The 12,707-nt window shown below is 52.7% G+C and carries 11 protein-coding genes; 9 read left to right on the top strand and 2 right to left on the bottom strand.

Annotation, left to right across the window (positions count from 1 at the left end; translation table 11 throughout):
- The first annotated feature begins 27 nt into the window (after window positions 1–27).
- The 3 genes from L1F30_RS11925 (at window position 28) to L1F30_RS11915 (ending at window position 4,322) form a co-directional block, all read left to right on the top strand.
- On the top strand, window positions 28–1,284 hold the full coding sequence (locus tag L1F30_RS11925; RefSeq protein ID WP_253356343.1) for a Xaa-Pro peptidase family protein: 1,257 nt from the start codon (window positions 28–30) through the stop codon (window positions 1,282–1,284).
- Between the two features lie 192 nt (window positions 1,285–1,476).
- The gene (locus L1F30_RS11920) at window positions 1,477–2,028 is read left to right on the top strand and encodes a hypothetical protein (protein ID WP_253356342.1); all 552 of its coding nucleotides are present in this window, start codon (window positions 1,477–1,479) and stop codon (window positions 2,026–2,028) included.
- Window positions 2,029–2,468: 440 nt separating this feature from the next.
- On the top strand, window positions 2,469–4,322 hold the full coding sequence (locus tag L1F30_RS11915; protein WP_253356340.1) for a S8 family serine peptidase: 1,854 nt from the start codon (window positions 2,469–2,471) through the stop codon (window positions 4,320–4,322).
- Window positions 4,323–4,427: 105 nt separating this feature from the next.
- Here the strand turns inward: L1F30_RS11915 and L1F30_RS11910 are convergent, their stop codons facing one another.
- Window positions 4,428–5,540 (bottom strand): zinc-binding dehydrogenase, encoded by a 1,113-nt coding sequence (locus L1F30_RS11910; RefSeq protein WP_253356338.1) that lies wholly within the window; start codon window positions 5,538–5,540, stop codon window positions 4,428–4,430.
- Window positions 5,541–6,308: 768 nt separating this feature from the next.
- On the opposite strand from L1F30_RS11910, the gene mutT reads away from it, so the two are divergent.
- Complete coding sequence (gene mutT, locus L1F30_RS11905; RefSeq protein ID WP_253356336.1) at window positions 6,309–6,740, top strand: 8-oxo-dGTP diphosphatase MutT; 432 nt, start codon at window positions 6,309–6,311, stop codon at window positions 6,738–6,740.
- A gap of 10 nt (window positions 6,741–6,750) precedes the next feature.
- Window positions 6,751–9,864, top strand: coding sequence for a DUF3427 domain-containing protein (locus L1F30_RS11900; RefSeq protein ID WP_253356335.1), 3,114 nt, complete (start codon window positions 6,751–6,753; stop codon window positions 9,862–9,864).
- Between the two features lie 340 nt (window positions 9,865–10,204).
- Here L1F30_RS11900 and L1F30_RS11895 read toward each other — a convergent pair whose 3' ends face one another.
- Complete coding sequence (locus L1F30_RS11895; RefSeq protein WP_253356333.1) at window positions 10,205–10,669, bottom strand: hypothetical protein; 465 nt, start codon at window positions 10,667–10,669, stop codon at window positions 10,205–10,207.
- A 105-nt stretch (window positions 10,670–10,774) separates the two neighbouring features.
- On the opposite strand from L1F30_RS11895, the gene L1F30_RS11890 reads away from it, so the two are divergent.
- The 4 genes from L1F30_RS11890 to L1F30_RS11875 are packed head-to-tail and all read left to right on the top strand — an operon-like array spanning window position 10,775 to window position 12,676.
- Window positions 10,775–10,975 (top strand): hypothetical protein, encoded by a 201-nt coding sequence (locus tag L1F30_RS11890; RefSeq protein WP_253356332.1) that lies wholly within the window; start codon window positions 10,775–10,777, stop codon window positions 10,973–10,975.
- Entirely contained in the window at window positions 10,972–11,805 is an 834-nt protein-coding gene (locus tag L1F30_RS11885) for a Sir2 family NAD-dependent protein deacetylase (protein ID WP_253356330.1), read from the top strand. The genes L1F30_RS11890 and L1F30_RS11885 overlap by 4 nt, the downstream gene beginning before the upstream one ends.
- Entirely contained in the window at window positions 11,802–12,110 is a 309-nt protein-coding gene (locus tag L1F30_RS11880) for a hypothetical protein (protein WP_253356328.1), read from the top strand. The genes L1F30_RS11885 and L1F30_RS11880 overlap by 4 nt, the downstream gene beginning before the upstream one ends.
- Window positions 12,107–12,676, top strand: coding sequence for a hypothetical protein (locus L1F30_RS11875; protein WP_253356327.1), 570 nt, complete (start codon window positions 12,107–12,109; stop codon window positions 12,674–12,676). The genes L1F30_RS11880 and L1F30_RS11875 overlap by 4 nt, the downstream gene beginning before the upstream one ends.
- Window positions 12,677–12,707: the final 31 nt, after the last annotated feature.

Below are 12,707 nucleotides of genomic sequence, written 5' to 3'. Positions count from 1 at the left end.
TGCTGCCCGGCGTGCAAGGAGCGTGGCATGTTTACCAAACGTCAACTTATCAAGGGCTCGGCGCTTATAGCTGCGGCCACGCTGGCCGCCCCGGGCCTTGCTAAAGAGGCCGCCCCGGCCTTGGCGCCCATTACCGATGATATAAAACCCATTTCTGTGGCCGAGCGCGAAGCGCGGGTGGCGCGGGCCCAGGCCTTGATGAACTGGCATAAAATCGATGCCATAGTGCTCGAACCCGGCCCTGCCATGCTGTATTTCACGGGTATCAAGTGGTGGCGCAGCGAACGCCTTACCTGTGTGGTAATTCCCCGCACTGGCGACATAGGCATTATTACCCCTTTCTTTGAAGAGCCCAGCGTGCGCGAATCTATGAGCTTTGGCGACGATGTACGCACCTGGCACGAGCACGAAAACCCCTTTCTGCGTGTGGCAGAACTATTGGGCGACAGAGGCATAAAAGCCGGCAAGCTTGGCCTTGAGGCCAGCGTGCGTTGGTTTGTGGCCGATGGCCTGCGCCAGGCCGCACCCAAACTGCAGCTGGTATCGGCAGATCCGATTACCCGCGGGTGCCGCATGTACAAAAGCGCCGCCGAACTTGCGCTCATGAAAAAGGCCAACGAAATTACCCTGCTGGCCTATGGCGCCGTGTACGGGCAATTGCAAAAAGGCATGACGCCCCAAGACGTAAACAACCTGATGCGCAATGCGCAGGCCGCGCTAGGTGGCGAAGGTGTTTGGACAATGGCGCTCTTTGGCGAGGCCAGCGCCTACCCACACGGCTCAGACCAACCGCAAGAAATCAAAGAAGGGCAGATAGTGCTCATGGATTGCGGTTGTGCGGTAGAGGGCTACCAGTCGGATATTTCGCGCACCTTTGTTTTTGGCGAGCCAAATGCCGAACAACAAAAAATCTGGCAGCTGGTGCGTGAAGGGCAGAATGTGGCGTTTAACGCAGCCAAGCCCGGCGTGGCCGCAGGCAAGGTAGACGACGCAGTGCGCGACTACTACCAAAAGCAGGGCTTCGGGCCCCAATACCAGCTGCCCGGTTTAAGCCATCGCACTGGCCACGGCATTGGCATGGAAGGCCACGAGCCTGTGAACTTCGTGCGCGGTGAAACCACCGCACTTGCACCGGGTATGTGCTTTTCCAATGAGCCGGGCATTTATATACCCGGCGAATTTGGCGTGCGCCTGGAAGATTGCCTCTACATGACAGAAACCGGCCCCGCCTGGTTCACCCATCCGCCAGAGAGCCTTGCCAAACCGTTGGGCCATTTGGCGTAATTGGGTGGCGCTGACCGAAAGTGGCCGATAGCTGGCGTGCGCTAGCCGATTTTCCCTTCCCACCTGTGGATTATTGCGCAATCCTTGGCTGACTTAGGGCGTGCTAGCGCGCCTTGCAAAAGTACGCAGCGCAAAAATCCCAATAAAAGTGATGGGTATTTATGCACCGCAAGTGAATAAACGGAGCAGGTAATGGACATACAACTGGCACAAGCCGATATGCGCAAAGCCTATGATGAGGGGCGCCCGGGGGTGCTGGTTTCGGGGCTGGTGTGGGCATTGGCTGCAGGTGCCTCATTGGTGGCAAACCCGCAGCAGGTAGTTTGGTTATTTTTCATCTGTGGTGCGTTGATTCATCCGCTGGCGGTGTTAATTGCCAAGCTAATGGGCGCTACAGGTAGCGCTGAAAAAGCTAACCCCTTGCAGGGGTTGGCCTTGGCCTCTACGGCCTGGTTGATATTTTCCCTGCCACTGGCTTACGGCATTTTTATGCTTGAGCCGCTGTGGTTTTTTCCTGCGTTGATGTTGATTATTGGTGGCCGCTATCTGGTGTTTGCAACCCTTTATGGCATCAAGAGTTACTGGGTTTTAGGGTTGGCGCTGGCGGGCTCTGCCTACCCATTGGCAGTGGCTGGGGCAAGTTTCACCCAGGGCGCAGCACTTGGCGCCGTAATTGAAATCAGTTACGCACTGGTGCAGTGGGTAATAGGCGTTGCCGCTCACCAAAAAACACTGGCCGAGTGATTGGCTGCACGTGGCATGTTAAATACCTTTTTGACGCGCTTTTTACCTTCACTATTCTGACCGCCAAGGCAGCTTTTTATTTTTATTTTGTACTCCCGTACATGCTTTCATCTTTTCGAAATACAGGCGCAGTTTGCTGAGGGTTTTTTTAATAAAAATCCGCATCGCTGCTGCCATATCTAAACAATAGAAATTTCATATACTTAAAATACGCCCAGCAATTTTAAGTGGTTTTTCTCATAAATTAGCTTGTTTGTTGCGCGCGCGAATGGGCCAGTTCTTCTAGCCTTCTGTGGCCGCCCACTTCCTTGGGTGGTTCAAAATTTTCCTTCGATACCTCTGAGATGTGTGCAGTTCAGAACCGCTGTTGTACATCGGAAGAAAATTCTTCAAAAAAATCGGGCCGTGCAAACGGCTTAGAATAATTACGGGGAACGAACGTGAATAAATCTAAAAATGTCTTAACGCCTGTTATAAAACCGTTGGCGATGGCTGTGGGCTTGCTGGCCGCCAGTGGCGCGCACGCCGGCCAATTTATTGCCGCCACAGCAGATAAAGCCATTGAAGGCCAATACATTGTGGTGCTTAAGCAAAATACGCTGGCCATTCAAAGCCAATCTATGGCGCCGGCAGAAGTGCGCGCCATGGTAGAAGCCAAGGTGGGCGAATTGGCCCGCGCCCATGGCGCCACGGCCAGCCAGCACTTCAGTGCCGCACTGCAAGGCGGTGTGTTGCGCATGAACGAGCGCGCCGCCCAACGCCTGGCGAATCACCCGCAAGTGGCCATCGTTGAACAAGATCAAATAGTTTCGATAGATGCCACCCAAAACAATGCCACCTGGGGGTTAGATCGCATTGATCAGCGTTCAAGCTCGCTTGATACCAAATACAACTACACCTCAACCGGTGCCGGCGTGCGCGCCTATGTAATTGATACCGGTGTAAACAGCCACCCGGATTTCGGCGGCCGCGTGCAAAACGGTTGGGATTTTGTAGATAACGACGGCAACAGCTCAGATTGCCAGGGCCACGGCACCCACGTGGCCGGCACCGTTGCCAGCAGCACCTGGGGTGTGGCTAAGGGCGCAACCGTGGTGGGTGTGCGCGTGCTGGGTTGTAACGGCAGCGGCACCAATTCCGGCGTAATCAGCGGCATCGATTGGGTGGCGCAAAATCACGTTAAGCCCGCCGTGGCGAACATGAGCCTGGGCGGTGGCGCCTCCACTGCGGTAGATAACGCCGTAGCCAACTTGGTAAATGCCGGTGTGGTAACGGTGGTGGCCGCCGGTAACGATAATTCCAACGCCTGTAACTATTCGCCCGCCCGCGAAGCCAGTGCGATTACCGTGGGCTCTACTGCGCAGGGCGATGCGCGCTCTTACTTTTCTAACTACGGCAGCTGTGTAGACATTTTTGCCCCTGGCTCAAGCATTACCTCTACCTCACAATCCGGCGGCAGCACCACCATGAGCGGCACCTCTATGGCAAGCCCCCATGTAGCCGGTGTGGCAGCGCTCTACCTTGCGGAAAATCCAGGCGCCACACCTGCCCAGGTTGAAGCAGCCCTTGAGGGTGCGGCAACGCAAAATGCCATTAGCGATACCAAAGGCTCGCCCAACCTGATGCTCTACTCGCTGCTGGATGGCACACCGCCGCCACCGCCACCGGGTGGCGACGAGCTTGAAAATGGCGTGCCGGTAACGGGGCTTGGTGCAAGCCAGGGCAGCGATATCACCTACACCATGGAAGTACCCGCCGGCGCCTCTGACATCAAGTTCCAGATCAGCGGCGGTTCCGGTGATGCAGATCTCTACGTGCGCTACGGCTCGGCCCCAACAGATAGCGTGTACGACTGCCGCCCATACCTGAACGGCAACAACGAAACCTGCAATATGAACCAGGGCGCGGGCACCTACCACGTGCGGGTGAAAGCCTATTCCACCTTCAGCGGCCTCACCCTGCAAGGCAGTTACAGCACCTCCACTGGCCCATCGCCCATAGACACAGAAATCGCCACGGTAAATGTGAATCAGGGCAGCTGGGCGCGCTACTACTACGACCTGCCAGCCGGTTACAGCAACCTGGAAGTAAGCATTTCAGGTGGCAGTGGCGATGCCGATTTGTATGTGCGCTTTGGCGCGCAATCGTCCACCAGCAGCTACGATTGCCGGCCCTATAAATGGGGCAATGCAGAAACCTGCACCTTCAGCAATCCCGCCGGCGGCCGCTGGCATATGGATGTGCGCGGCTACTCCAGCTCTTCAAACGTAAAACTGCGCTTGAAGGCCAACTGAGGTTGCGCTGATTAAGCATTATTTTGTGCATGTCTGGGCAGCTTCGGCTGCCCTTTTTTGTGGGGCGCTGGCGGGGCAGGTAACTACCCCGCATTTTACAGTGAGTTAAAGAGTGGGGTTCACCAAAAACTTGGTGCCGGTTTTCTTTTCTGTATAGCGCTTGATCACCTCGGGCTTCAACATATCTTTGAGGGTAATCTCTTCGGTGAACTGGCTGGCAAAGGTGGTTTTAATGTTTTTGGCCACCCGTTGTTGCAGTTGCACCGCGCGCTCCATACCCACCTTGGCAATAAAGCGTGGCAGCAGCCAGCCGCCCACGCCCCAGCTCATACCGTAGGCACGGCGCAAAATGGTGGGGCTTACATCCAGTGCGCCATATAAATACACCTGTTTGTAGGTATCAGAACCATAGGTGTTCAGGCCCTTGATATCGCGGCTTAGGTAGGCCTCCATGGTGGCCAGAATATCGCTCGCAAGCTCGCCACCGCCGGTGGCATCAAAGGCCAGCGTGGCGCCGGTGGCGGCAATGGCGGCGTACAAATCTTTGCGGTAGCTTGCCTGGCTGGAATCCACCACGTATTGCGCGCCTTGCGCTTTTAATAGCTCGGCCTGCTCAGGCTTGCGCACCACATTTACCAGGGGCACCTTGTCTTCAATGCATATGCGGTTCAGCATCTGGCCGAGGTTCGAGGCCGCCGCCGTGTGCACCAGCGCCGTGTGGCCCTCCATGCGCATGGTTTCAACCATGCCCAATGCCGTAAGCGGGTTCACAAAAGAGGAGGCGGCTTCGCGCGGGGTAATACCCTCCTGGTGGGGCAGGCAGCTGTGCATGGGCACACAGCAGTATTGCGCGTAGCAGCTACCGCCCATCACCGCCACGGTTTTGCCAACCAAATGCTCGGCACCTTTACCCGCCTTTTCAACCACACCGGCGCCCTCGTTGCCCACGGGCAGCGCCTGATCCCAGCGGGATTTCATAGCCCCAAGCCAAGATTGCAACACAGGCGCGCGCAGCGCCATGCCATCATCACTCAACTTGGCCTCACGCATTTCGGCCGGGCCAAACAGCGGCCACATGTCAGAGGGGTTAATAGGCGCTGCCTGCATGCGCACCAGCACCTGCCCGGCCGCCGGCTCCGGCACCGCCACCTCCCGCAAACTCACTTCCAGCGCACCGCTCTGCTTGATTTCAGAAAACAGCTGTAGGGCCTTGGTCATAATGTGTCCTTTTGGTTTCTGTGTGGAATGGGTAAAGCATAGCGGCGCATGGGCGAAATGGAAAAGGGGGGGGCGGCAGGCCGCCAAAAGCTAAGGTGGCGGGTAGTCTGCACAATTGGTGAATATCGCGCCAAGCTTAAAAGCTAGGCTGCCGGGCGCTACTCGTACCTGCTCTGGTACAAATGTATTAAATGAGTTAACTTTCCAATGCCCACGGAATTTGGGCAAGGAAGTGCAAGAGCGTATTAAAGGACAAAGCATGACCCCAACTCACAACACAACACCGGCTACAAATACCTGCCCCCTGAGATAAGCGACATCTGTGTCAAACAAGGCCAAGTACTGGGTTGGCCAGAAACCAACATCAACGGCTACACCTATGCTTACTCAAAAACAAAAGGCATGCAAGACCGGTACTAACCGCACTGAGACCAGACGTTTCGTTGCGGGGGGGGAGTAAGTAGTGGTTTGGTTGTTTTGTTGGGCTGAGCGCATGGGGAATTAAAGTGGTTGTCCCGATAGCGACGCTGAGAGGTGATTGCAGCTAGGTGCTTTCAGTAAGCATTTTAGATAATTTTTTGACCACATGAAAACCAAACAATTGTTTTAGTTTTCTGGCACTTAAATTGTGTTTTGGTTAATATCAGGGCAGCCGGGAAACGCTATATGATTCACATTGATTGCATAAGGAGTGGCGAGAATGCCGAGTGTTAAATTGTTACCACGCCTAAACACAAACGTCCCACACCACTCCCATATCAGTGCTCAATGAAAAAGAAAATTGATGTGGCAGCTGCGATTATCGTAAAAAATAATAGAATTTTCTCTGCGCGTCGGAAGCCGGGTATGCATCTCGCTGGTTATTGGGAATTTCCAGGAGGAAAGATAGAGGCAGGTGAAACACCTGAGCAATGCTTAGAACGCGAACTCTTGGAAGAGTTAGGTATTACGACCCGTGTTGGCAATTTCATTAGTGAAAGTATCTACGATTACGGTGCTAAAGTTGTCCGTTTGTTGGCTTATCAGGTTGAGCATGTAGAAGGGAATTTTGAGCTGGTTGACCACGATGAGTTACGCTGGCTTTCGTTGGATGAATTGGGCAGTGTTGACTGGGCGCCAGCTGATATTCCCTTGGTCGAACGATATAAAAAGATGGTTTCTACCTCATTAGATTCTGATTCATTGGAATCAAATAAATAGGTAATGCGAAATGGCTGGTAGTAGATCTAAGGTTGGAATTTATGAAGCGATTATTACCGAGTCAGTTAATCGTGAATTAGAGGCTCTAGATGATGAAGTGGTTTCTGTTCAGAGGAAAAAACTTCACCCTGCTGAAGTCAGTGATCGTTTAGCTATGCATATTGGCAAGGTGGTAGAAAGAGCGCTCTCTACGGTTAACGATAAGGATCGTGTCGAGATAGGTGTCCGGTTGGTTCGTGAATTGGTGTCAAGTATCGGTACAACGATTAGCAAAGCTGGCGTGCAAGATGATCAGCCGCTGGAAACGAATGAGTTTCTATCCTCCATTTTAACTTTGAGGCCTGATGGTAGTGTCGCTGAAATGGATCGCCCATTAACCCCATTGTTAGACACCACATTACTTACCAATGCGCCAGGAGAGCCGCGTGTGGGCTCTCAGATCGTTACAGAAATTGCGTCCGCAAACCGGATTGATATTATCATGGCGTTTATTCGTCGCAGTGGTATAAGACCGTTTATCGACAACTTACGAGAACATTGTCAGCGAGCCGAGAAAAGACCAAGCCTTCGTGTATTGACAACAACTTATACAGCATCGACTGAGCTGGAGGCATTAGAACTGCTTCAGAAATTGGGCGCTGATATCAAAGTTTCTTACGATACGACTGGAGCTCGATTGCATGCGAAAGCTTGGCATTTTCACCGCTCCTCCGGTGCGTCAACGGCGTATATAGGCTCATCCAACCTTACCCATTCTGCGCAAGTCAGTGGGATGGAGTGGAATGTTCGAGTATCAGGTTTACGTAACCCCGATGTGTTGCGCAAGATGGCTTCTGTATTTGATGCCTATTGGACCGGTGGGGATTTCCGGAATTTTGATCGCGATGAATTTATTAAGGAGACAGAACGCACTCGGGTATCCGGCCCTACAATCATTCTAAGTCCTATAGAGCTCAGGTTGGAACCTTTTCAAGAGCGGCTGTTAGAGCAGGTGGTTGTGGCTAGACGTCAAGGCCATCATAGAAACCTATTGGTTTCCGCTACGGGAACCGGCAAGACGGTGATGGCGGCCATTGATTACTCCCGGCTGCGGAAAATGCTTCCCCGCTGCCGGCTGTTGTTTGTGGCACATAGGGAAGAAATTTTAGATCAAAGCTTAGCTACCTTTAGGTACGCAATGCGTGAGCCTACTTTTGGCGAGAAGTGGGTTGGTAGCCACCGTCCCTCAAATTTTGACGCTGTGTTTGCTTCTATACAGTCATTGAACGCGGCTGGGTATTCGCATCTAGCGGTGGATCATTTCGATATTGTGATTGTTGATGAGTTTCATCATGCGGCAGCTCCCTCTTATAAAAAACTCCTATCACACGTGAAGCCCGTGGAGTTGTTGGGCCTAACAGCTACCCCAGAACGTACGGATGGTTTATCAATTCTTGAGTGGTTTGATGGCCGCATCGCGGCTGAACTTCGATTGTGGGATGCTATTGACCAACATCGCTTAGCACCTTTTTCCTATTATGGTATCCACGATGGTTTAGATTTAAGAGCAATACCTTGGCGTAGGGGAGTAGGTTACGACATTCAGGAGCTCAGTAATTTGTACACGTCGAGTGAGGCATGGGTTCGCCTTGTTATACAAGAGGTTGCTAAACGAGTAGATGATCCATTTTCAATGAAGGCGTTAGGCTTCTGCGTAAGTGTTAGACACGCACAGTTCATGGCATGTCAGTTTATCAAAGCAGGCATTGCTGCAGCAGCGGTTTGGGGTGATACACCGCATGCGGAGCGACGTGAAGCGTTGAATATGCTGGCGGATGGCAAGATACAGATTTTGTTCTCTGTGGACCTATTTAATGAAGGTGTTGATATTCCCACAGTAGATACGCTCCTACTGTTGAGACCAACTGAAAGTGCTACATTATTTTTGCAGCAACTAGGCCGAGGCCTACGAAAGAGTAGGGATAAATTACAGTGCACAGTATTAGATTTTGTCGGCATGCATCGCCGAGAGTTTCGATTTGACAAGAGGCTCATTGCGCTGCTGGGGGGATCTAGAAAGTTTGTGCAATCGCAAGTTGAAAATGCTTTTCCTTATCTTCCCGCCGGTTGCCATATGGAGTTGGACAAGAAGGCGAGCCAGATTGTACTGGAGAGCCTTAAGTCAGCACTGCCCAGTCGATGGAATGACAAAGTTGAAGAGTTGCGCTCGCTAATAGCAGCTGGATTTAGCCCAAGCATTGAGACGTATTTGTACGAGACGGGTATGGAGTTGACGGATATTTATGCGTCTCAAAAGTCATGGTCAGATTTTCTAGACGCAGTAGGTATTGGGATACAACTACCGGGCCCTAATGAGTTGAAGTTACGACGTGCGATTGGCCGTATGCTTCATATCGATGATGAAGCGCGGTTGGATTTCTATCTTGGTGTTCTGAAGGCTTCAACACCCCCTAAGTTAGATGTTTTATCAGAACGCGAGAAAAGAATGGTTCGCATGTTGGTAGCTGCGATGTGTGACCAAGTTTTAGAAAAAGATATGCTACTTGACCAGGGTGTTGAAGTGCTTTGGCAGCATCCACAAGTGATTGCCGAGCTGAATGAGCTGTTCACATTTTTAAGGCAGAGAATAGATCATGTGCACCAGCCAGTGAGTTCGCATAGCAATGTTCCGCTTCAAATTCACGGGAAGTACACAAGAATAGAAATACTTGCTGCATTTGGCGTAGGGGATGCCGCAAAAACGAGGCCGTGGCGCGAGGGTGTTTTATGGGTTGAGGGAGAAAAGTCAGATGTGTGTGCTTTTACACTCGATAAATCAGCTGGAAATTTCTCCCCAACCACACGATACCGTGATTATGCCATCAGTCGTGAGCTAATACACTGGGAAACGCAGTCTTCGATAACTGCGATTAGCCCAACGGGTAAGCGCTATTGTAATCATGTGAATGAAGGCTCATCAATTATGTTATTTGCCCGTGAAAATACTGAGGAGAGAGCCTTCTGGTTTTTGGGGCCAGCCAGATATGTATCGCATGAATCTGAGCGACCCATGGGTATTACTTGGAAGTTAGATTTTTTGTTGCCCGGTGATTTGTATGCCACCTTTGCTGCAGCAGTGGCTTAGTCAGGATCAATAGGATCAATAGGATCAGAGCCAATTAAACCGCCTTGCTTGCGGCAGTACGCTGCGCCAAGCCTTCAAAGGCTTCGCCTGCGGATCATAGGTAAATGGGGCTCGCATCAAGCTATCGTACCCAAGAAATGAGTGGTGTGCTGATTGAAAGCAAGGGGCCAAATACCATTCGGCCCACTTATCGAGGAAATCCGTGACTGGATTTCAGCTGCATCTGCTTTTAAAGAAATTCCACCTGTTGATACAAGATGAAAATTCAGGCCAGATTGCAGGAGATTTTTTCATCTTTTGTTTGATGGCTAGGGGTGCAGCTTCCTGATTGCCCTTTCGGCTAGCTGTTTTCCTGCACCGGATGCACCCCAGCCTCCCAGGTATGCACCTCCCACTGCTCAAGCCCGGTGCCATGCTCTTTTAATGCCTGTTTTACCTCCATCACCCGTTCAAATTGCTTTTCCAGATAGGCAGCCACACGCGGGCCTTGTAGGTAGTTTGCAAAGGCCAGTTTGTCTTCGCGGGGCCAGTTGAAATCGGGGTGGAGTACGTCTCGGGGTTTTAGGCCGGTGGGTTGTTTCTGCAGGTTGGCATCCAGTGGCAGTGAGCCTGGTGCCAGTTGCAGTGCCTCGCCTTGATCTGGCACCAGGTAGATAACTTCCAGGTGTTGCAGGCAGTCTATGGGTTTTTGTATAGCCAACAGCGGCCATATTGTTACCGATTCCTCATCCAGTATTTTGTCTATCAGTGATCTTAAGGGGGCTGGGTCTAGCGCTACGTGGCGTCCGCTGGGTAGCTGGGGCATGGCTGCATCCTTTCGTTGGTGTGTTTTGTAAAGTGCTTGATTTTCTGCTGTACAGGTATAGCATACAAACGCGTTACATTTACAACACTTTGTGAGGAGTCCGTTTTGGCGCCCAAAAAAACAGCCACCTTGAACCTGCGAATAGACCCGATATTAAAAGAGTCTTTGCGCATTGCTGCCGAGCGCCAGCACCGGTCGGTGGCCAATATGGTGGAGTTGCTGATTCGCCAGCATTGTGAAGCCCACGGTATTCCCATTCCCGAGCAGGGCAGCCTGTTTGGAGGCGATGAAGAGGAGGCTCAATGAGCAAGGCGGATCAGGCATTAATCAATCGCGCCGCTGCGTTAATTGCCGCAGCGGATGGTTTGCTGGTTACCGGTGGTGCCGGCATGGGGGTAGATTCCGGCCTGCCGGACTTTCGCGGTAACGAAGGCTTTTGGCGCGCATACCCTGCTTTGGCGGCATCGGGTGTGCGGTTTGAGGCCATCGCCAATCCGGCCCAGTTCAGCCAGTCGCCGGCGTTGGCCTGGGGGTTTTATGGCCACCGGCTGAACCTGTATCGCCGTACACAGCCCCATGGGGGCTTTGGATTGTTGCGGGCATGGGGCGAGCGATGCCCGAAGGGGTACTTTGTATTTACCAGCAATGTGGATGGCCATTACCAGCGGGCAGGGTTTGACCCCGCGCGGGTGGTGGAGTGCCATGGATCTATAAATCACCTGCAATGTGTGGATTGTTGCGAGCTTGATATCTGGCCCGCGCCAGAAGCCGGGTTGCAAATTGATGAAGCGCGCTGCCTTGCCGCGCCGCCACTACCCAAGTGCCCGCACTGCGGTGGGCTAGCGCGGCCCAATATCCTGATGTTTGGCGACAGCCACTGGAACAGCGTGCGTGCCAGCCACCAGAAGCGGCAGCTGGAACGCTGGCTGGCAGACGTAGAAAGGCTGGTAATTGTGGAGTGTGGTGCGGGTACGGCCATTCCTTCCGTGCGGCGGCAAGGTGATAGCCGCCGTGGGCAGCTGATCCGCATTAATCCGCGTGAACCGCAATCGGAAAAGCCAGGCGCAGTGTGCCTGCCCATGGGTGCACTGGAAGCGCTACAGGCCATTGATGCGGCACTGGCGGCACACTCATGAGTGCAGAGGCAGCGCTGCAGCGGTTGTATGGTGCCGATTTTGAAAGGGCGCTTTCGTGCTCGGCCATCAAAACGCTGGTGCAGTTCTGGCGCAAGGTTGGCGGCAAAAATTCTGATGATTGGCCGCTGCACCGCTACACCAATCTGCCGGCAAACGTGGAGATTGGCTTAATCTGCGTTGCGCAGGAATTGCAGTCGCTGGGTTGCCATGCACTGGTGCGCGATATTCGGCGCCAGGTGTTAGATAACGTTAAATACCGGCAGCTGGATTTATTCGGGCAACCTGATAAAGCAAACATGCCATGAAATTTTTCCACCGATTGTTCAAAAAGCCAGAAAAGCTGCAAAAAATACAGCCTGATTACAATGCGCTGGTGGCAAATTACCTGCAAAGCTTGCCACGCTGCAGTGCGCAAGTGCAGGTGCTTGGCGCGCGTGAAAGTCAGCCGTTTTGTAATTGTGAGGTTACGCTTGCCGCACAAGATCTATTGCGCTGGGCCAAGCACCATGCCGCATCGGGCTGGCATTCCGATGTGGATGTTCAGGTTGCAACGCAGGCGCTGCCAATTTGGCTGCAAAACGCGGATGTGCAATCTACGGAAGAAATTACCCAATTGCCTGCGCTCATGCAGCCGCTGGTGGTGCCTTACCTGGATGAATTTATATTTCACTACAATCTGTTTCGTAATGGGCCTGTGAGTGTAGCTTGCCTGGAGTGCAATAAGGGCGCACAGGAAGCGGTGCGGGAAAAGGTCGAGGCGGGGTGGGCGAACGGTTTGTTAAGCTCGGCCACCCAGTGGGCCTGCCCGCAGGGGCATATTATTTTCAGGGCTGAGCACGAATTTCATATTCAGCGGCGCAAGCGAAGTTAACGCTTTTAGCCATTGAAACATTGTGGAGCTG

Origin of the sequence: Simiduia sp. 21SJ11W-1 (assembly GCF_024138675.1) — a bacterium.
Lineage (GTDB): Bacteria > Pseudomonadota > Gammaproteobacteria > Pseudomonadales > Cellvibrionaceae > Simiduia.
This window is presented reverse-complemented; position numbering and strand designations above follow the sequence as displayed.

Coding starts and splice junctions, on each gene's coding strand:
- L1F30_RS11885 (WP_253356330.1), top strand. CDS start 10,972: ATGAGCAAGGCGGATCAGGCATTAATCAATCGCGCCGCTGCGTTAATT.
- L1F30_RS11895 (WP_253356333.1), bottom strand. CDS start 10,669: ATGCCCCAGCTACCCAGCGGACGCCACGTAGCGCTAGACCCAGCCCCC.
- L1F30_RS11910 (WP_253356338.1), bottom strand. CDS start 5,540: ATGACCAAGGCCCTACAGCTGTTTTCTGAAATCAAGCAGAGCGGTGCG.
- L1F30_RS11925 (WP_253356343.1), top strand. CDS start 28: ATGTTTACCAAACGTCAACTTATCAAGGGCTCGGCGCTTATAGCTGCG.
- L1F30_RS11875 (WP_253356327.1), top strand. CDS start 12,107: ATGAAATTTTTCCACCGATTGTTCAAAAAGCCAGAAAAGCTGCAAAAA.
- L1F30_RS11920 (WP_253356342.1), top strand. CDS start 1,477: ATGGACATACAACTGGCACAAGCCGATATGCGCAAAGCCTATGATGAG.
- L1F30_RS11880 (WP_253356328.1), top strand. CDS start 11,802: ATGAGTGCAGAGGCAGCGCTGCAGCGGTTGTATGGTGCCGATTTTGAA.
- L1F30_RS11900 (WP_253356335.1), top strand. CDS start 6,751: ATGGCTGGTAGTAGATCTAAGGTTGGAATTTATGAAGCGATTATTACC.
- mutT (WP_253356336.1), top strand. CDS start 6,309: ATGAAAAAGAAAATTGATGTGGCAGCTGCGATTATCGTAAAAAATAAT.